At 50.1% G+C, this 19,252-nt stretch carries 19 protein-coding genes and 6 pseudogenes; 15 read left to right on the forward strand and 10 right to left on the reverse strand.

The window, feature by feature from the left end; translation table 11 throughout:
* Positions 1-24: 24 nt before the first annotated feature.
* The 5 genes and pseudogenes from pstS to ACD630_RS20840 all read right to left on the reverse strand — a co-directional run bounded on the left by pstS (position 25) and on the right by ACD630_RS20840 (position 3,745).
* Positions 25-1,068: a phosphate ABC transporter substrate-binding protein PstS gene (gene pstS / locus ACD630_RS20820; RefSeq protein WP_430360507.1), complete on the reverse strand. Its 1,044-nt coding sequence runs from the start codon at positions 1,066-1,068 to the stop codon at positions 25-27.
* A 246-nt stretch (positions 1,069-1,314) separates the two neighbouring features.
* A pseudogene (locus ACD630_RS20825) lies at positions 1,315-2,371 on the reverse strand (IS110 family transposase).
* A gap of 356 nt (positions 2,372-2,727) precedes the next feature.
* Positions 2,728-2,979 carry a hypothetical protein gene (locus ACD630_RS20830; RefSeq protein ID WP_430360508.1) on the reverse strand — a complete coding sequence of 84 codons (252 nt, stop codon included), beginning with the start codon at positions 2,977-2,979 and terminating at the stop codon, positions 2,728-2,730.
* 80 nt (positions 2,980-3,059) lie between these two features.
* The gene (locus ACD630_RS20835) at positions 3,060-3,458 is read right to left on the reverse strand and encodes a hypothetical protein (protein ID WP_430361224.1); all 399 of its coding nucleotides are present in this window, start codon (positions 3,456-3,458) and stop codon (positions 3,060-3,062) included.
* 23 nt (positions 3,459-3,481) lie between these two features.
* The gene (locus ACD630_RS20840) at positions 3,482-3,745 is read right to left on the reverse strand and encodes a LysR family transcriptional regulator (RefSeq protein ID WP_430360509.1); all 264 of its coding nucleotides are present in this window, start codon (positions 3,743-3,745) and stop codon (positions 3,482-3,484) included.
* Between the two features lie 252 nt (positions 3,746-3,997).
* Here ACD630_RS20840 and ACD630_RS20845 point away from each other — a divergent pair.
* Positions 3,998-4,240, forward strand: a pseudogene (locus ACD630_RS20845) (LysE family transporter); the annotation flags it as partial.
* On the opposite strand, the gene ACD630_RS20850 reads toward ACD630_RS20845, so the two are convergent.
* The 3 genes from ACD630_RS20850 to asnA all read right to left on the reverse strand — a co-directional run bounded on the left by ACD630_RS20850 (position 4,159) and on the right by asnA (position 6,250).
* Positions 4,159-4,395 (reverse strand): hypothetical protein, encoded by a 237-nt coding sequence (locus ACD630_RS20850; RefSeq protein ID WP_430360510.1) that lies wholly within the window; start codon positions 4,393-4,395, stop codon positions 4,159-4,161. The pseudogene ACD630_RS20845 and the gene ACD630_RS20850 sit on opposite strands and share 82 nt — an antisense overlap.
* On the reverse strand, positions 4,320-5,141 hold the full coding sequence (locus tag ACD630_RS20855; RefSeq protein WP_430360511.1) for an IS630 family transposase: 822 nt from the start codon (positions 5,139-5,141) through the stop codon (positions 4,320-4,322). The genes ACD630_RS20850 and ACD630_RS20855 overlap by 76 nt, the downstream gene beginning before the upstream one ends.
* 116 nt (positions 5,142-5,257) lie before the next feature.
* The gene (asnA, locus tag ACD630_RS20860) at positions 5,258-6,250 is read right to left on the reverse strand and encodes an aspartate--ammonia ligase (RefSeq protein ID WP_430360512.1); all 993 of its coding nucleotides are present in this window, start codon (positions 6,248-6,250) and stop codon (positions 5,258-5,260) included.
* Positions 6,251-6,401: 151 nt separating this feature from the next.
* On the opposite strand from asnA, the gene asnC reads away from it, so the two are divergent.
* The 14 genes and pseudogenes from asnC to ACD630_RS20930 all read left to right on the forward strand — a co-directional run bounded on the left by asnC (position 6,402) and on the right by ACD630_RS20930 (position 18,445).
* A complete protein-coding gene (asnC, locus tag ACD630_RS20865; protein WP_430360513.1) occupies positions 6,402-6,863 on the forward strand; it encodes a transcriptional regulator AsnC in 462 nt (153 codons plus the stop codon).
* Positions 6,853-7,086 (forward strand): annotated as a pseudogene (locus tag ACD630_RS20870) (FMN-binding protein MioC); the annotation flags it as partial. The gene asnC and the pseudogene ACD630_RS20870, both read left to right, overlap by 11 nt.
* A gap of 406 nt (positions 7,087-7,492) precedes the next feature.
* Positions 7,493-9,382, forward strand: a complete 1,890-nt coding sequence (mnmG, locus tag ACD630_RS20875; protein WP_430360514.1) for a tRNA uridine-5-carboxymethylaminomethyl(34) synthesis enzyme MnmG — start codon at positions 7,493-7,495, stop codon at positions 9,380-9,382.
* An 85-nt stretch (positions 9,383-9,467) separates the two neighbouring features.
* Positions 9,468-10,088, forward strand: coding sequence for a 16S rRNA (guanine(527)-N(7))-methyltransferase RsmG (gene rsmG, locus ACD630_RS20880; RefSeq protein ID WP_430360515.1), 621 nt, complete (start codon positions 9,468-9,470; stop codon positions 10,086-10,088).
* Between the two features lie 618 nt (positions 10,089-10,706).
* Positions 10,707-11,084, forward strand: a pseudogene (gene atpI / locus ACD630_RS20885) (F0F1 ATP synthase subunit I); the annotation flags it as partial.
* A 27-nt stretch (positions 11,085-11,111) separates the two neighbouring features.
* Positions 11,112-11,882, forward strand: coding sequence for a F0F1 ATP synthase subunit A (atpB, locus tag ACD630_RS20890; RefSeq protein ID WP_430361225.1), 771 nt, complete (start codon positions 11,112-11,114; stop codon positions 11,880-11,882).
* Positions 11,883-11,932: 50 nt separating this feature from the next.
* Entirely contained in the window at positions 11,933-12,172 is a 240-nt protein-coding gene (atpE, locus tag ACD630_RS20895) for a F0F1 ATP synthase subunit C (RefSeq protein ID WP_005976545.1), read from the forward strand.
* Positions 12,173-12,232: 60 nt separating this feature from the next.
* A complete protein-coding gene (atpF, locus tag ACD630_RS20900) occupies positions 12,233-12,703 on the forward strand; it encodes a F0F1 ATP synthase subunit B (protein WP_430360516.1) in 471 nt (156 codons plus the stop codon).
* A 14-nt stretch (positions 12,704-12,717) separates the two neighbouring features.
* Entirely contained in the window at positions 12,718-13,251 is a 534-nt protein-coding gene (atpH, locus tag ACD630_RS20905; protein WP_430360517.1) for a F0F1 ATP synthase subunit delta, read from the forward strand.
* Positions 13,252-13,263: 12 nt separating this feature from the next.
* Entirely contained in the window at positions 13,264-14,805 is a 1,542-nt protein-coding gene (atpA, locus tag ACD630_RS20910) for a F0F1 ATP synthase subunit alpha (protein WP_430360518.1), read from the forward strand.
* A gap of 52 nt (positions 14,806-14,857) precedes the next feature.
* Entirely contained in the window at positions 14,858-15,721 is an 864-nt protein-coding gene (atpG, locus tag ACD630_RS20915; RefSeq protein ID WP_430360519.1) for a F0F1 ATP synthase subunit gamma, read from the forward strand.
* Between the two features lie 47 nt (positions 15,722-15,768).
* Positions 15,769-17,151 (forward strand): F0F1 ATP synthase subunit beta, encoded by a 1,383-nt coding sequence (gene atpD / locus ACD630_RS20920; RefSeq protein ID WP_430360520.1) that lies wholly within the window; start codon positions 15,769-15,771, stop codon positions 17,149-17,151.
* Between the two features lie 19 nt (positions 17,152-17,170).
* Positions 17,171-17,590: a F0F1 ATP synthase subunit epsilon gene (locus tag ACD630_RS20925; protein ID WP_430360521.1), complete on the forward strand. Its 420-nt coding sequence runs from the start codon at positions 17,171-17,173 to the stop codon at positions 17,588-17,590.
* Positions 17,591-17,798: 208 nt separating this feature from the next.
* Positions 17,799-18,445: pseudogene (locus ACD630_RS20930) on the forward strand (IS110 family transposase).
* 131 nt (positions 18,446-18,576) lie between these two features.
* Here ACD630_RS20930 and ACD630_RS20935 read toward each other — a convergent pair.
* Positions 18,577-18,774, reverse strand: a pseudogene (locus tag ACD630_RS20935) (IS256 family transposase); the annotation flags it as partial.
* Between the two features lie 312 nt (positions 18,775-19,086).
* Complete coding sequence (locus ACD630_RS20940) at positions 19,087-19,245, reverse strand: hypothetical protein (protein ID WP_430360522.1); 159 nt, start codon at positions 19,243-19,245, stop codon at positions 19,087-19,089.
* Between the last annotated feature and the right edge of the window lie 7 nt (positions 19,246-19,252).

Genomic DNA, 19,252 nt, shown 5'->3' on the forward strand with positions numbered 1-19,252 from the left:
AGGGCTTGCATAGCGTTTCAATGCTTATTTAAACAGCGCGTTACCACTGCTGTCTTTTACACTGGTTTTCCATGCGGCACGAATCTGCTCAATCACTTCGGTTGGCAGCGTAGCGTAATCCAGCGCTACCGCTTGCTCACCTCCTTTCTTGAACGCCCAGTCAAAGAACTTCAGCACTTCAGCGCCCTGCTCTGGTTTTTCTTGTTTCTGGTGAACCAGAATGAAGGTGGTAGAGGTGATTGGCCATGCGTCAGCAGTGTGCTGGTTGGTCAGGTCCTGAGCAAAAGATTTGCTCCAGTCGATGCCTTTGGCCGCATTGCTGAATGATTGGCTGGTCGGTTGAACGGCTTTACCGTCGGCAGAAATCAGCTTGGTGTAAGCCAGGTTATTCTGCTTGGCATAAGCGTATTCAACATAACCGATTGAGCCTGGCAGACGCTGAACGAACGCGGCAATACCGTCGTTACCTTTACCGCCCAGACCGGTCGGCCAGTTAACCGTAGAACCAGCAGCAATTTTCTCTTTCCATTCAGCGTTCACTTTCGCCAGATAGCTGGTGAACACGAAAGAGGTACCGGAACCGTCAGCGCGACGAACGACGGCGATATCCTGATCCGGCAGTTTAACGCCCGGGTTCAGTTTAGTGATGGCCGCATCATTCCATTTTTTGATTTTACCTAGGTAGATATCACCCAGCGTTTTACCATCCAGCGTCAGTTCGCCAGATTTAATGCCCGAGACGTTTACCGCCAATACCACACCACTGATTACGGTAGGGAACTGGAACAGGCCATCTTCAGCCAGCTTCTCATCAGCCAGTGGTGCATCAGATGCACCGAAATCAACGGTTTTTGCTTGAATCTGCTTAACGCCGCCAGAAGAACCAATACCTTGATAGTTAACTTTATTACCCATTTCTTTCTGGTAAGAGTCTGCCCACTTGGCGTAGACCGGCGCTGGGAACGTAGCACCTGCACCGGTAAGGTTAACGGCAGCTGAGGCGTTGACCGCCGTCAGGGAAAAGGTTGCCATAACAAGACCGGCAACCGTGGTACGCATCAGTTTCATAATCCCTGTATGAACGCCTCCCCGTTTGCAAGGCTTCCGTTGTTCTGACATTGACGAGTAGTTGCAGCTCTGTATCCGGCCTTGTTGCAGTCACAGTGCTGCGGGCCACTATGAGATTCGCTGACCTGAGCCTTATTCTCCTGACGGACTTTATGTCCAAGGAAATATTCAGGTTTATCAGGTCACGGTCTTATCGTCTTTGTCATCACTCTGGCCGCCATAGCAACCTTTCAGCATTCACCCTTTTTAAGAGTAAATAGTTATCGGTATCAGCGAGTAATAGGGCCTGATACTGACATGATTTTTGTCGTACTTACGCTCATGGGCGGCTAGCGCCCACACAGTTCGCGCCAGCTTGTTTGCCATCGCCACGATAGCCACACTGGTCGGACGCCGTTTTTTCAGTTCTGTTATCCATGGTCCCGGCTCTTTCGCCACTAATGAAGCAGCCCTTGCTCCGTGGATAAACAGCATTCGCAAATAAGTGTCACCGCGTTTGCTTATCCCCAGCAGGCAAACTTTCCCTCCTGAACCCGTTTGTTTCGGTACAAGACCGACATAAGCAGCGAACTCTCGCCCTGATTTAAACGCGGATGCTTCTCCCATGGTGGCAACCGCCAACCGCCGCTGTAGCGATTAACGGTCCCACACCGGGAATTTCCATCAGCTGCTTACAGGTTTCATTCTGTCGCGCCACATTGTTAAGCTGTTTTCAAGGCCATCTATCAGCATGTCCAGCTCACTCAGTCTGTTGTACAGGTCTTCCAGCACGGTGATGAGATACGGCTGCAGCTTCGTTTTCAGCCGCTCCAGTGCAGCCGGTAGCTCCCTGTCCATCGCTGCCCGACCTTTATGGATGGTTTCGCCAAACTCCAGTAATGTTCCCTGCAGAGCGTTAATCTGTGCAGTTCTGAACTTCACCAGTTGTCTGCGTGAACGGTGCAGAACCAGTACCGATTGCTGTTCTTCCGTTTTTACGGCTATCGCCTTGCCTGGCTGCTGTACCGCCATCCAGATAGCGCGGGCATCCATGACATCATTCTTGTTGCCCATGACGAACGCCTTGACGAACCGTCCCTGCATCAGCCGGACTTTATGCCCCAGCTTTTCCAGTTCCCGGGCCCAGTGCTGAGAGCCTCCACAGGCCTCCATGCCAATCAGGCAAGGCTCCAGGTTACTGAAGAACGTCAGAAAATCCTTTCTGCGCAGCTGCTTGTCCACCACTTCACCTGTGTGCTCATTGACGAATGTGAACCTGAATCAGATGCTTTGCGATATCAACGCCAACCGGTGTATATTTCATGCTGTGGAGTCTCCAGTCTGAGGGAGCTTTATGCATCCCGTATTGGGCACTATGATGCCGAAAATCTGCGAGGCTCCACACCTGCCGACTTCACGCTTTCAACCATCATGCAGCTCCGAAATTAATGAGTGGGGGCGTTCATCTCATTTTCCTGTGGGATTTTTTAAAGGTGTCGACCCAGATTCTTTATTGATCAGAGTGTAGTTCGCAGGAGGAAAAATAGGACAATTACATGACAGTAAAATGTATTGAATGTGACAGTTTTATGACATTCAAAAAAATATTCACGATCAATTGCATTAAACGCGGCATTTTACCTGAATACGCGTGGCGTTGATTCAGGCCATAGCGCGTAACTAGGCCAATAGATCTGTATGAAAAGTATCAGGAAATAACGGGGAAGGCGACAGCAGGCAGTAACAGGAGCCCTCCTCAACGAACCCCAATGGCGCAGCCAGAACGCCACTGGCAATATCATCTCTGAGTAATTGCCATGGACCAATGGCAACCCCCAAACCGGCAACAGCAGCCTGTAAAGGCTTTGTTGAATAAATAGATTTTATGCTGGCAGCCCAGCGAAACGACGGATCCTCACAACGTAAAATCATGCAGTTAGGCCTCATGAGAAAAGTGTACACCTGAGATGACAAGCATTTTCAATCAAAACTGGCATGGAAAAACAGCATGATTACCTATTATTCAACAAAGCCGCCTGTAAACTGAAATAAAAGTGCTCGAAGGTTTGTCCATTATTGTCATGAAATGGGTATTGTGTGACCGAACTCCACGTTTGCCAAGCGCTTAAGCGCGTGCGGCTGTGTAAGCGCGGCGTAGTGGTGTGCAATGACATCCCGTTTTTAGCGGGAGAAAACCAATCAACCACGTTATCAGGCCGACACACAGGCCCGACTTTTTTACTGAACAGGTATTCTGCATGGTAACCGTCGGGTAACGGGAAATCATCGCGCCGAATGGCCAAATCAATGGCAGTGTTAAATGAAAATGCGCCTCCGCCCGCAACCAGATGAATATCCCGATCCGGATGTTTTGCCTGAAACGCTGGCCAACGAGGAATGAGCCAACGCATCAGCAATGTCGGTTCACATGACACTACCCAGCGCCGCGGCTGGCACGGAGTTCATTGGTGGCGCGCTGCATGACTGTCAGCCCTTCATTCACTGCCTGCGCCAGCGTGCGGCCTGCTTGCGTCAGAAAAACGCGGCGACTGCGCCGTTCAAACAGCGCAACCCCCAAATCATCCTCCAGCATACGCACCGCACGACTAATTGCACCGTGTGTAAGATGTAACGCTTCGGCGGCACGCGTGAAGTTCTCAAACCGTGCTGCGGCCTCAAAACAGCGCAAGGCTATCAATGAAGGAAGGCGGGTTTGATTGACGTCTGATGGTGAGTTTAACTCACATTATTGTCAGAAATCATCGTTAGTTATCCCTATCTTGTTTGCATAGCATATTGATATCTAATTTGATATTAAAAAGGTTATGTATGGTCGAGTATAGCCAACCGACATTATTTTGATAACAGCCAGCTATGCTTTTTTGCCGCATATCAGGGTATCTGTTGTAATCATTTTTAAGTCGGTTGGCTATATCTCGCTGTATTCACAATAACACTGTTTGCCGTTATTAGCTCTGGGCCTGATTTTGCCATGGTGACACGCAATAGCCTGATGCTGTCGCGCCGTGCGGGAATCCTAACGGCTGTCTGGATCGGTGACGGCATTCTGGTCCATGTGAGCTATACCCTGATAGGCATCGGGTTGATCATTCAGCAATCACAGTGGCTGTTCAACATGATCAAACTGATTGGTGCGGCATACCTCATTTGGCTTGGAGTGAAAATGTTACGAGCCAAACCCGTCAGCACCCAGCTCGATACCGGTATCGCCTCCGTCTCTGATTGGATATAGCCAAGCGACTTAATTTTGATTACACCGTATGGACTGAGAACAAAATCTCTGTATCGCAACCACTCTCTCTTTTTTTGCTTTTTGCTTGTGCCCATTTATGCTCAATGGGGTTAAGATCTGGCGAATATGTAGGCAAATACTCCACCATATACCCTGCATCGATGATGACTTGTTGAATATTATGTTTTTTGTGAAAAGTTGCATTGTCCATCACGATTACCCTGTTTTTAGGGAGTACTGGGATAAGGACTTGTGTGACCCAGGAATAGAAAACATCGCTGTTAATATTGATATCAAATAATCCGATAGCAAACAGCGTTGTGCCTAATAACGCGCCGATAACATTTGTTCTTCCCTTGGCTCCCCCGTTCTTCAGGCCAAAACACCGTTGACCTTTTGGGGAATAGCCGTGAGTCCGTGGGGTATCGTGTGGAAAATCACTTTCATCAATAAAAACAATAGTTTTGCCTTCTTTTTCATACTGTTGTATTTTTTGTTGAAATGCTTGCCGGGCGCTTTCGTCGGCTTTCGGATGACGTAGCGTTTTTTTATAGGTCAATCCCAGCTTTTTAAGAGCTTGCCAAATGGCCTTCTGACAAACGCCAAAACGCTCTGCACGTTCTTTTTGGTAAGCATCTGGATATGGTTCAACATCTTTTATCAACTCGGATTTATCGCTCTTTCGCTGACGCGTGGTCGATGCTTTTGACGCTATTTGATTAATCCAACGCGATACAGAGGCAGGGCCAATCCGAAATTGCTTCGCTGTTTCTCGGATACTCAACCCTTCTTCTTCCCGTGTAGATATCACTTTATGTCTAAAATCAATTGAATAGCTCATTTAAATAATGTAATCAAAATTAAGTCGTTTAGCTATATCTGGCACGTGGATACTGGGTTAAAAGGACGTTTACTGCGGCGATTGCGCCACGCCTGAGCGTAGCGCTTCTACAGTGATTACAGCAATGTAGGCACGGCTTCTCTGACGGGCTGTGGCCACACACCGCACTGCACCTGACCAATGTGCGCCAGTTGCAGTAGCAGCATCACCAAGCGGGACTGACCGATACCGCCACCAATGGTTTGCGGCATGTCACCACGCATCAGCGCCTGATGCCACTCCAGTGCCAGACGATCGACATCCCCTGTCAGTGTCAATTGACGTTGGAGCGCCTCAGCATCGACACGAATCCCCATTGAAGATAGCTCGAAAGCATCGTTTAACGCCGGGTTCCACACCAGGATATCGCCATTCAACCCTTTCAGACCCTGTTCACCCGCTGACGACCAGTCATCATAATCCGGCGCACGTACATCGTGACGCTCACCGTGAGACAATGCCCCACCAATGCCGATCAGGAATACGGCACCCAGCTCTTTGGCAATGGCACGTTCACGCCCTTTGGCATCCAGTTCAGGATAACGCTTGAGCAACGTATCGCTGTGGACAAAATGAATGGTTTCCGGCAGGAAAGGCGTCAGGCCAAACTTGCGGCTAACCTCTGCTTCGGTGCTTTTTATTGCCTGATAAATGTGGTTAACGGTGGATTTCAAATAATCGATGGAACGCTCGCCATCCCCCATTACGCGTTCCCAATCCCACTGATCGACATAAATAGAGTGGATCGGGCTCAAGCGATCTTCATCCGGGCGCAGCGCCTTCATGTGAGTGTAGATCCCTTCCCCAGCGCTAAAGTCATAGTCACCCAAGGTTTTACGCTTCCATTTCGCTAGGGAGTGCACCACTTCAAACGTGGCGTCAGGCAACGCTTTCACGTGTACCTGCACCGCTTTCTCGCTGCCGGAGAGGTTATCCTGAGTGCCATCGCCCACGCGGCTCAATATTGGGGCCTGAACTTCAATCAAACCCAGCTTCTGTGCCAACTGTGCAGAGAAAAAGGATTTCACAAACGCAATTTGTTGTTGTTTTTCGATATAGCTCTTTTTCATTTACCCATGTCCGTCGTCACTGTCTATAGCGCAATTAAGCAATAGAATGGTGGTGAAATTCAATAATCCAGCAAAGAAACAGGCATCATGGTTTTGATTCCTCATTTAACGCATGCTAAAAATGAGAAAGAACCAAATATAAGGAAAAATTATGACTGAAATTTATCAGATCGATAATCTCGATCGCGGCATCCTAAACGCTTTAATGGAAAATGCCCGCACCCCTTATGCCGAATTGGCCAAGCAGTTTTCTGTCAGTCCCGGCACCATCCACGTTCGCGTCGAAAAAATGAAGCAGGCAGGCATTATTGTCGGCACCCGGGTTGATGTCAGCCCCAAGCAACTCGGCTATGACGTGTGCTGCTTTATCGGCATCATTTTAAAAAGCGCCAAGGATTACCCCTCAGCCCTGGAGAAACTGAATAACTTGGAAGAAGTGGTAGAAGCCTACTACACCACCGGGCATTATAGCATTTTCATCAAAGTAATGTGCCGTTCCATTGACGCACTGCAACACGTACTTATCAACAAGATCCAGACCATCGATGAAATTCAGTCTACGGAAACCCTGATCTCGCTACAGAACCCGATCATGCGGACGATTTTCCACTAATGTTCAACATGGCCCGCAGCTGGACGACCTTCCGCAGAGCGGAGTATGGCTACTGGTGAGCTCAACCCACGGTGCCGGTGAATTACCGGATAACCTGCAACCGTTGTTTAAGCAGATTAGCGATCGGAAAGCGGATCGTGGCGCAAAAAGGATCGGCGAGCACGATATTCCCGAGGATCCAGCAGAAATCTGGTTGGCTCCGTGGGTTGAATTACTCAATTAAGCGGTTTATTTGGCCACTTAATTGTGTATAACTTTATGTATATCCGGGTGAAAACCGGTAGTTATCCCAATAACAACCGTTGTTCGTTTTTTGTCATGTGAATAACCAACAGTTTTGATCCCAAGCTATACGGTACAGGATCACAGATCATTCACAGCAAACGATCATCAACAATTTGTTGATCTTCATCTGGAAAAAGTACTTATCCACAATCAGTATGGATCCTAATAATAGATCCAATAAAAAGATCTCTATATAAAAAGATCTTTCTTTAACTACCGACGATCCAACGGGCTTGTCGTTTGCGTAAACTTGAGTAGAATCCCCTTCCCCAAGGCAAGCAATAATCTTAGGCACACATCGTTAACCCGACTATTCTCGTTAACACCACGCGAGGTGCAGTACCATGTTTTATCCAGATCCTTTTGACGTCATCGTGATAGGCGGTGGCCATGCGGGTACAGAAGCCGCCATGGCTGCGGCACGCATGGGGCGTCAAACCCTGTTATTGACACACAATATCGATACGCTGGGACAAATGTCCTGCAATCCGGCTATTGGTGGGATCGGAAAGGGACATCTGGTTAAAGAGATCGACGCCATGGGCGGCCTGATGGCTCGCGCTGTCGATCGGGGCGGTATTCAGTTTAGAATACTCAACAACAGTAAAGGTCCTGCCGTTCGTGCTACCCGTGCACAGGCGGATCGCGTGCTTTATCGTCAGGCAGTACGCACTGCGCTGGAGAACCAGCCAAACCTGACGATCTTCCAGCAGGCGGTTGACGATCTTATTGTCGAGAACGATCGTGTAGTCGGTGCTGTCACTCAAATGGGACTGAAGTTCCGTGCCAAAACGGTGGTGCTGACCGTTGGGACATTCCTTGATGGTAAAATTCACATCGGTCTGGATAACTACAGCGCTGGACGTGCTGGCGATCCGCCCTCCATACCGCTATCGCGCAGACTGCGTGAGTTGCCGTTGCGTGTCAGCCGCCTTAAAACCGGTACGCCACCGCGTATCGATGCACGCAGCATTGATTTCAGCGTGCTGGCACAACAGCACGGTGATAACCCAATGCCGGTATTCTCGTTCCAGGGGAACGCCAGTGAGCACCCGACGCAGATGCCGTGTTACATCACGCACACCAATGAAAAAACCCATGAGGTGATCCGCAATAACCTCGATCGCAGCCCGATGTATGCCGGTGTGATCGAGGGGATTGGCCCGCGTTATTGTCCGTCGATTGAAGACAAGGTGATGCGCTTTGCCGATCGCAATGCGCATCAGATTTTCCTTGAATCAGAAGGGCTGACCAGTAACGAGATTTACCCCAACGGCATTTCGACTAGCCTGCCCTTCGACGTACAGTGGCAAATCGTTCGTTCGATGCAAGGCATGGAAAACGCCAAGATAGTGCGCCCCGGCTATGCTATCGAATACGATTTCTTCGATCCGCGCGATCTTAAGCCCACGCTGGAAAGCAAATTTATCCACGGTTTGTTCTTTGCCGGACAGATAAACGGCACAACCGGTTACGAAGAGGCTGCTGCTCAGGGCATGCTGGCTGGCTTGAACGCCGCACGTCTGGCGTTCGATCAGGACGGTTGGTTCCCACGTCGCGACCAAGCGTATCTGGGCGTGCTGGTGGACGACCTATGTACGCTCGGTACCAAAGAACCCTACCGCATGTTCACCTCACGTGCCGAATACCGCCTGATGCTGCGCGAAGACAACGCCGATCTGCGTCTCACTGAAATTGGTCGTGAACTCGGAATGGTGGACGATTATCGCTGGGCGCGCTTCAACGAGAAGCTGGAACAGATTGAGCAGGAACGCCAGCGTCTACGTGAAATTCGTGTTCATCCCCACAGTGAACAGCGAGAGGCGGTGAACGCGTTGCTGAAAACGCCCCTGTCGCGCGAAGCGACCGGTGAGGAACTGCTGCGTCGTCCCGAGATGGATTACGCTACCCTGACTTCGTTATCGATGTTCTCGCCCGCGCTCACGGATGTTCAGGCGGCAGAGCAGGTTGAAATTCAGGTGAAGTATGAAGGGTACATTGCGCGTCAGCAGGACGAGATTGAAAAACAGCTGCGCAATGAGAGTACCGTACTGCCTGCGGATCTGGATTATGGCCAGGTGAGCGGGCTTTCCAACGAAGTGAAAGCCAAACTCAACGACCACAAACCGGGGTCCATTGGTCAGGCTTCGCGTATTTCGGGAATTACCCCAGCAGCGATCTCTATTCTGCTGGTTTGGCTGAAAAAACAAGGGCTACTGCGCCGCAGCGCCTGATAACCGAACAGATAGTGCACTACGGTGTGTCATTTTGTGGCTGTTCCTAGCAGCCACGTTTCATCAGATATGGCAGGTTAAGCGCGTGAAACACAAATTAGACGCTCTGTTGCAGCGGGCTGGCATTTTGGTCAGTGAACAACAAAAAAATTCGCTAATCCAGTATGTCGACATGCTGCACAAGTGGAACAAGGCCTATAATCTCACGTCAGTGCGCGACCCGCAGGAGATGCTGGTACGGCATATCATGGATAGCATAGTGGTTGAGGCGCATTTGCAGGGCGAGCGGTTTATCGATGTGGGTACCGGACCGGGATTGCCGGGTATTCCACTGGCTATTGTACGCCCCTCAGCGTCATTCACTCTGCTGGATAGCTTGGGAAAACGTGTGCGTTTTCTGCGTCAGGTTCAGCATGAACTCAAGCTGGATAATGTCTTTCCAGTGCAGTCTCGGGTCGAGGAATTCACTGCTGAACCGCCTTTCGATGGCGTTATCAGCCGCGCTTTTGCTTCTTTGCTTGATATGCTGGAGTGGTGCAAACACATGCCTGCACCGGCAACCGGATGCTTTTATGCCCTGAAAGGGATAGTGCCAGAAGAAGAATTAGCCGCATTGCCTACGTCGATAGTGGTAGAGCGTATTGTGCGTTTATCGGTGCCTGAACTGGACGGTGAACGGCATTTAGTGATTCTTAAACCAAACTAATTTTGCGTTTTATCAAATAAATTATAACTAATTGTATCAGAGAGACCTTTTAAGTCTGAAGGGTATTATCTGCGGAAAAATGGACACCGATCACCATTTTTTTACAAAACCTAGCAACCTTGCACTCTATTTGTTTTTCTTCGAATAGTAACCAGAGAAATTAATTGCTGTAGTTGATTGCAGATGAAAAACCCAGATGTTAAAGACATAAAAAAATAATGTTAATAATGTCAATATGCAGTGCACGGGATGTTTTCGGGGCGTTTTAAAAAGAGTCGTTATTTAACTAATTGAATTTAATTAAGATAAATAGCTATTTTTGCTAAAGACTTAAAAAAATCAGATCTGATATAAAACCTATATGTCATTTTTATGTGATTGATATCACATATTATCGGGTTATTGAAAGGCTTATGGGCTGCGGCGGCTGCCTCGATTGTTAGTAAAAATAGGGCTTGAATAAGAGATTTAAATTATTGTTCACCTTTTTGATACTTATCGATTGAATTCGCAGGCGTGAACCGTATAATTTGCTCGTTTTTTGCCGCTTGACTCGATGGAATAAAGGCAGTTTTATACGCCAGTCAGCCTCTGGAAAAGGAATGAAGAGCAAAACGCATGTCTGTCTCCCTTTACAGTGGAAAACCGGCCTTTTTGGGGTTGATGCTACAGGCGGCTACGTTCGTTTTGGTCAGCGCCGTTTTTTGCCTGCGGAGTGTTGAGGCGGGTGCTTCCGCTTTAGCCGGAGGGCTGGCGGTATGGCTGTCGAACGTGTGCTTTGTGCTGTTAGCCTTGCGTCATCAGGCGGGTAAGCCCATAGAAGGGCGTGTTGCCTAGTCGTTTGCCATTGGCGAGGCGTTGAAAGTATTTATCACCATCGCGTTGCTGGTGGTGGCGTTGGGTCTGCTCAAGGCGGCGTTTGTTCCCCTTGGTCTGACCTACTTGGCGGTGCTGATTATGCAGATAGTGGCGCCAGCCATCGTTAACCGTTACCGTATTAACAACAACAGGGTAAGGAACATCATGTCTGCATCTACTCCCCAAGAGTATATCGGTCATCACCTGAAACATTTACAGGTAGGTTCGGGGTTCTGGTCGATTAACGTCGATTCGATGTTTTTCTCAATCGCACTTGGGATCCTGTTTCTGGTCATTTTCCGCAAGGTTGCAAAGAACGCGACCAGCGGCGTGCCCGCTAAACTGCAAACCTTTTTGGAGATGATCATCGGTTTTGTTGATGGCAACGTGCGTGACATGTTCCATGGCAAAAGCAAACTTATCGCCCCTCTGGCGCTGACCATTTTCGTTTGGGTGTTCCTGATGAACGCCATGGACCTGTTGCCGATCGATCTTCTGCCCTTTATCGGCGAACATTGGATTGGATTGCCTTACCTGCGCGTAGTACCGACGGCGGATGTCAACATCACACTGTCCATGGCGCTAGGCGTGTTTATTCTGGTGCTGTTCTACAGCATTAAAATGAAAGGCGTTGGCGGTTTTGTAAAAGAACTGACCATGCAACCTTTCAACCATCCGGTCTTTATTCCCATCAACCTGATTCTTGAAGGTGTCAGCCTGCTGTCCAAACCGGTTTCACTAGGCTTGCGACTGTTTGGCAACATGTATGCGGGTGAGTTGATCTTCATCCTGATTGCCTGCTTGCTGCCGTGGTGGTCCCAATGGTTGTTGAATGTACCTTGGGCAATATTCCACATCCTGATCATTACGCTTCAGGCCTTTATTTTCATGGTTCTGACGGTTGTTTATCTCTCGATGGCATCTGAAGAGCATTGATTTTTCTTTCAACACAATAACGTTCTAACTGAAACAAACTGGAGACTGTCATGGAAAACCTGAGTGTGGATCTGCTGTACATGGCTGCCGCGTTGATGATGGGTCTGGCGGCGATCGGTGCTGCGATCGGTATCGGCATTCTGGGTGGTAAATTCTTGGAAGGTGCGGCTCGCCAGCCTGACCTGATTCCTCTGCTGCGTACACAGTTCTTTATCGTTATGGGTCTGGTTGACGCCATCCCGATGATTGCTGTTGGTCTGGGCTTGTATGTGATGTTTGCGGTCGCCTAACCCGGTATCGCCGGTTAGATATTTAACATCAATTAGTTAACTTAAAAGAGGCATTGTGCTGTGAATATTAATGCAACAATCCTCGGCCAAGCCATTGCGTTCGTCCTGTTTGTCTGGTTTTGCATGAAGTTTGTATGGCCGCCGTTAATGGCTGCCATCGAGAAGCGTCAGAAAGAGATTGCTGACGGTTTGGCTTCTGCGGAACGTGCCAAAAAAGATTTGAACTTAGCGCAGGCCAATGCCACCGATCAGCTGAAAAAAGCCAAAGCGGAAGCTCAGGTGATCATCGAGCAAGCCAATAAACGCCGTGCTCAGATCTTGGATGAGGCCAAAGCGGAAGCAGAAGCTGAACGTAGTAAAATCGTGGCGCAGGCGCAGGCTGAAATTGAAGCCGAACGTAAACGTGCTCGTGAAGAGCTGCGTAAACAGGTTGCCATGCTGGCGATTGCCGGTGCCGAGAAGATTATTGAACGTTCCGTGGATGAAGCTGCTAACAGCGACATCGTTGATAAACTGGTCGCTGAACTGTAAGGAGGGAGGGGCCGATGTCTGAATTTGTCACGGTAGCTCGCCCCTACGCCAAAGCAGCTTTTGACTTTGCGGTTGAACATCAGGCCGTTGAACGCTGGCAGAACATGCTGGCGTTTGCCGCTGAAGTCACACGCAATGAACAGGTTGCCGCTCTGCTGTCCGGTGCTATGGCACCGAATCTGCTGGCGAGCACTTTCATTGACGTGTGTGGCGATCAGCTGGATGAGCCTGGCCAGAACCTGATTAAGGTGATGGCGGAAAATGGGCGTTTACTGGTGCTTCCTGAAGTTCTGGAACAGTTTGCGCAACTCCGCGCCGCACAGGAGTCGACGGTTGACGTCGAAGTCACCTCCGCAAGCGCACTGAGTGAACCGCAGCTGGACAAGATTACTTCCGCCACGGAAAAACGCCTGTCACGCAAAGTGAAGCTGAATTGCAAAATTGATAAGTCTGTTGTCGCAGGCGTGGTGATCCGCGCGGGCGATATGGTGATAGATGGCAGCATTCGCGGCCGTCTGGAACGCCTCGCAGACGTCTTGCAGTCTTAAGGGGACTGGAGCATGCAACTGAATTCCACCGAAATCAGCGAACTGATCAAGCAGCGCATTGCTCAGTTCAATGTGGTGAGCGAAGCTCACAATGAAGGTACTATTGTTTCCGTCAGTGACGGGATCATTCGCGTATACGGCCTGGCCGACGTGATGCAGGGGGAGATGATCTCCCTGCCCGGCAACCGTTACGCTATCGCCCTGAACCTAGAGCGCGACTCCGTTGGTGCGGTGGTGATGGGTCCGTACGCTGACCTCGCCGAAGGCATGAAGGTCAAGTGTACCGGCCGTATTCTGGAAGTGCCGGTTGGCCGTGGTCTGCTGGGCCGCGTGGTGAACACCTTGGGTGCACCTATCGACGGCAAAGGCCCGGTTGAGAACGACGGGTTCTCTCCGGTAGAAGCGATCGCACCAGGCGTTATCGAACGTCAATCCGTTGATCAGCCGGTACAGACGGGCTACAAGTCCGTTGACGCCATGATCCCGATTGGTCGTGGTCAGCGTGAATTGATCATCGGCGACCGTCAGACGGGTAAAACCGCACTGGCTATTGACGCCATCATCAACCAGCGCTATTCCGGCATCAAGTGCGTGTACGTTGCCATCGGCCAGAAAGCCTCCACGATCTCCAACGTGGTGCGTAAACTGGAAGAGCACGGCGCATTGGCCAACACCATTGTTGTGGCCGCAACGGCGTCTGAATCTGCCGCACTGCAATATCTGGCTCCGTATGCCGGTTGTGCGATGGGTGAATACTTCCGCGACCGCGGTGAAGATGCACTGATCATTTACGATGACTTGTCCAAACAGGCCGTCGCTTATCGTCAAATTTCCCTGCTGCTCCGTCGTCCGCCAGGTCGTGAAGCTTACCCAGGCGACGTTTTCTACCTCCACTCCCGTTTGCTGGAGCGCGCGGCACGCGTTAACGCCGATTACGTAGAAGCGTTTACCAAAGGTGAAATTAAAGGGCAAACCGGTTCATTGACGGCGCTGCCGATCATCGAAACGCAGGCGGGTGACGTTTCCGCGTTCGTTCCGACCAACGTAATCTCGATTACCGATGGTCAAATCTTCCTGGAATCGAACCTGTTCAACGCCGGTATCCGTCCTGCAGTTAACCCCGGGATTTCCGTATCCCGCGTGGGTGGTGCAGCACAGACCAAGATCATGAAGAAACTGTCCGGTGGTATTCGTACCGCACTGGCGCAGTATCGTGAACTGGCGGCGTTCTCCCAGTTCGCTTCGGATCTGGATGATGCAACGCGTAAGCAGCTGAATCATGGTCAGAAAGTAACTGAACTGCTGAAACAGAAACAGTATGCGCCGATGTCGGTTGCGCAGCAGTCTCTGGTGCTGTTCGCTGCGGAACGTGGCTATCTGGCTGATGTTGAACTGGCGAAAGTAGGCAGCTTTGAAGCGGCGCTGTTGGCGTATGCCGACCGCGAACACGGCGATCTTCTGCAACAAATCGACCAGACTGGCGCTTATAACGGTGAGATCGAGGGTAAGTTCAAAACTATCCTTGATACCTTCAAGGCAACCCAGTCCTGGTAACGCCCGTAGGCCTGCCTGATGGCAGGCCTACGGGCATTGAGGAGATGCAAAGATGGCCGACGCAAAAGAGATACGTAGTAAGATCGCAAGCGTCCAGAACACGCAGAAGATCACTAAAGCGATGGAAATGGTCGCCGCTTCCAAAATGCGTAAATCGCAGGATCGTATGGCGGCCAGCCGTCCTTATGCAGAGACCATCCGCACGGTGATTGGTCACCTGGCGTTAGGGAATCTGGAATATAAACATCCGTACTTGGAAGAGCGTGACGTTAAGAGCGTCGGGTATTTGGTGGTGTCCACGGACCGCGGCCTGTGCGGTGGCTTGAACATTAACCTGTTTAAAAAACTGCTGGCAGACATGAAAACCTGGAGCGATAAAGGTGTGCAGAGCGATCTGGCGATGATCGGTTCCAAAGGGGTTTCGTTCTTCGGTTCTGTGGGCGGTAACGTTGTTACTCAGGTTACCGGCATGGGGGATAACCCTAGCCTGTCCGAACTGATCGGGCCGGTAAAAGTGATGCTGCAAGCCTACGACGAAGGTCGTCTGGACAAGCTGTACATTGTGAGTAACAAGTTCATCAATACCATGTCTCAGGAACCCCAAGTGGTTCAGCTTCTGCCTCTGCCGCCCGCGGACGATGGCGAACTGAAGAAGAAATCTTGGGATTACCTATATGAACCCGATCCTAAGTCGCTGCTGGATACCCTGTTGCGCCGCTATGTGGAGTCTCAGGTTTATCAGGGCGTCGTAGAAAACCTAGCCAGTGAACAGGCCGCTCGTATGGTTGCGATGAAAGCCGCAACGGATAACGGCGGTAGCCTGATCAAAGAGTTGCAGTTGGTTTACAACAAGGCTCGTCAGGCCAGCATCACGCAGGAACTCACCGAGATCGTATCGGGAGCCTCCGCGGTTTAAACTAGGTTTACGAATTACGTATTGTCGAATTACGTAGAGGATTCAAGATGGCAACTGGAAAGATCATCCAGGTAATCGGCGCCGTGGTCGACGTCGAGTTCCCGCAAGATGCCGTACCTAACGTGTACGATGCGCTTGAGGTTGAAAACGGTGCTGAAAAACTGGTGCTGGAAACGCAGCAACAGTTGGGCGGCGGCGTTGTTCGTTGTATTGCAATGGGTTCTTCTGACGGTTTGCGTCGCGGGCTGAAAGTGAACAGCCTAGGCCATCCGATCGAAGTACCGGTAGGTAAAGCCACGCTGGGCCGTATCATGAACGTACTGGGCGAACCGGTCGACATGAAAGGCGAGATCGGCGAAGAAGAGCGTTGGGCGATTCACCGTCAGGCGCCGAGCTACGAAGAGCTCTCCAACTCCCAGGAACTGCTGGAAACGGGTATCAAGGTTATCGACCTGATGTGTCCGTTCGCCAAGGGCGGTAAAGTGGGCCTGTTCGGTGGTGCTGGTGTAGGTAAAACGGTAAACATGATGGAGCTGATCCGTAACATCGCGATCGAGCACTCCGGTTACTCCGTATTTGCCGGTGTAGGGGAACGTACCCGTGAAGGTAACGACTTCTACCACGAAATGACCGACTCCAACGTTATCGACAAAGTATCACTGGTTTACGGCCAGATGAACGAGCCGCCAGGCAACCGTCTGCGCGTAGCACTGACTGGCTTGACCATGGCGGAAAAATTCCGTGATGAAGGCCGTGACGTACTGCTGTTCGTCGATAACATCTACCGTTATACCTTGGCCGGTACGGAAGTATCCGCACTGCTGGGTCGTATGCCTTCTGCGGTAGGTTATCAGCCGACGCTGGCGGAAGAGATGGGCGTGCTGCAAGAACGTATCACCTCTACCAAAACCGGTTCTATCACATCTGTACAGGCCGTATACGTCCCTGCGGATGACTTGACTGACCCGTCGCCAGCCACCACCTTCGCCCACTTGGATGCGACCGTGGTACTGAGCCGTCAAATCGCGTCTCTGGGTATCTACCCGGCCGTTGACCCGCTGGACTCTACCAGCCGTCAATTGGATCCGCTGGTGGTTGGTCAGGAACACTACGACGTAGCGCGTGGCGTGCAGTCCATTCTGCAACGCTATCAGGAACTGAAGGATATCATCGCGATCTTGGGTATGGACGAGCTGTCTGAAGAAGACAAACTGGTCGTTGCCCGCGCGCGTAAAATCCAGCGCTTCCTGTCGCAGCCGTTCTTCGTGGCAGAAGTATTTACCGGTTCTCCGGGCAAATACGTGTCACTGAAAGACACCATCCGCGGCTTTAAAGGCATCATGAACGGTGAATACGACCATCTGCCGGAGCAGGCGTTCTACATGGTTGGCTCCATTGACGAAGCAGTGGAAAAAGCCAAGAAACTGTAACGTCTGTTAGGAGGTTGATATGGCTATGACTTACCATCTAGATGTCGTTAGTGCAGAACAGGAAATGTTCTCCGGCCTAGTGCAAAAGATCCAGGTGACGGGGAGTGAGGGCGAACTGGGTATCTACCCAGGCCACGCCCCGCTGCTCACTGCCATTAAACCTGGTATGGTGCGTATCGTTAAGCAACACGGCGAAGAAGAGTATATCTATCTGTCCGGCGGCGTCCTTGAGGTGCAACCGAACTCCGTGACCGTGCTGTCCGATACCGCCATCCGTGGGCAGGACCTTGATGAAGCGCGCGCGCTGGAATCCAAGCGTAAAGCGGAAGATCACATTCGCAATTCGCATGGCGATGTGGATTTCGCACAGGCTTCCGCAGAATTGTCGAAAGCGATTGCGAAGCTGCGTGTTATTGACCTGACGAAAAAAGCGATGTAACTTGCGCATTCTGTAAAAAAAGGCCAATCTAGCGATCGGCCTTAATGAGATGGTCACCCCCACCCTGTGAGCGGTACGCTATAGCCAACCGACTTAAAAATGATTACAGCCAATGCCCTGATATGTGGCAAAAAAAATACAGCTAATTGTTATCAAAATAATGTCGCTTGGCTATAACAGGGTGTTTTTCTTTCTGAAGGGGATCATCATGCAAAACGTTACGCTTATTGGTATCGATCTCGGTAAACATTCCTTCCACGTTCACTGTCAGAACGAAAAAGGTCATGCGCTGCTGCGTAAAAAGTTTTCCCGCACTCAGCTGATTCATTTTCTTGTATCCTGCAAGGCGGCGACCGTGGTGATGGAGTCCTGCGGTGGTGCACACTTCATGGCTCGCCGAGTCGCTGATTTAGGCCATGAGGCAAAGTTGATTTCCCCACAGTTCGTTCGCCCTTTTGTTAAGAGTAACAAGAACGATTTTGTTGATGCAGAAGCTATAGCCAACCGACTTAAAAATGATTACAGCCAATGCCCTGATATGTGGCAAAAAAATACAGCTAATTGTTATCAAAATAATGTCGCTTGTTTATAACAGCGAGCCTGTTAGCCACACGCTTGGGGGATGGTAAAAACCATGCCAGCAGCCGTGATTTTGCGGCTTCGACAGGGCTGGTTCCCCGCCAGTACAGCACGGATGGGAAGACGACACTGATGGGTATCAGCAAGCGGGTATTTATGCAGCGGCTGGAATACAACCAAGGGCGTCTGGCAGAGTGGGTTACAAAGCAGCTTGTCAGCCATCACTCGAATGTGGTGGCGTGTGCGCTGGCGAACAAACTTGCGCGGATAGCCTAGGCGGTGACAGTCCATCAGGCGGCGTTCAGCAAATAAAAGAGCCACCGAAAAAAATCGCTGGCTCAGTGAGTTAACAGATTACTTTCTGGTTTTGCGAGAGCCTGTTTAAGATGTTGTGTAAATGCCTTTCCTCAGAAGTGACCGTCAAGGCGGTCACCGAACTCGATAATAAAGCGACTCATTGCCATACGCCAGTCCTGTAAGGGCATCGTCCATTTCTGTGATGCCGCCTAGATTGCCAGCCATACGACCTTCTTCACCGAGTCATCAGTCGGGAACACCTTGCGTTTCTTGATTGCATGCCGGAGCACGCTGTTCAGTGATTCCATATAGCCAAAAGACTTAAAAATGATTACAGCTAATTCCATTATATGCGACAAAAAAGCATAGCTGGCTGTTATCAAAATAATGTCGGTTGGCTATATCAAAATCAGGCAATTACACAATCTCGTGTACAGGCTCTTCTCAGTCCATATGGTGTAATCAAAATTAAGTCGCTTGGCTATATGATGACAAAAATGAAACACTGTTTCTTTTGTGTTTGTCACAAATGGAAACATATAAAACAAAAGTCTGTTTTTCCTGAAACCGGAATTCACTATTCTCCGTCGCGTTTTAGCCATTTTTTCGGAAAAGATGAATTAAAAAAACCACCAGTAAGGTTTAGACTTGGGTACACTTTCTTTTTCCTTGCCTCGCGCGGCATTGTGGTATTTTTCGTTGAAAAATATGTAGTAATCCGCAGCGATAACGGGTTTACTTTCATCCAATTGAATCCGTGGGTTATCAATTCGTTTCATCAGGGTG

It is taken from the genome of Symbiopectobacterium sp. RP (assembly GCF_050472005.1).
Lineage (GTDB): Bacteria > Pseudomonadota > Gammaproteobacteria > Enterobacterales > Enterobacteriaceae > Symbiopectobacterium.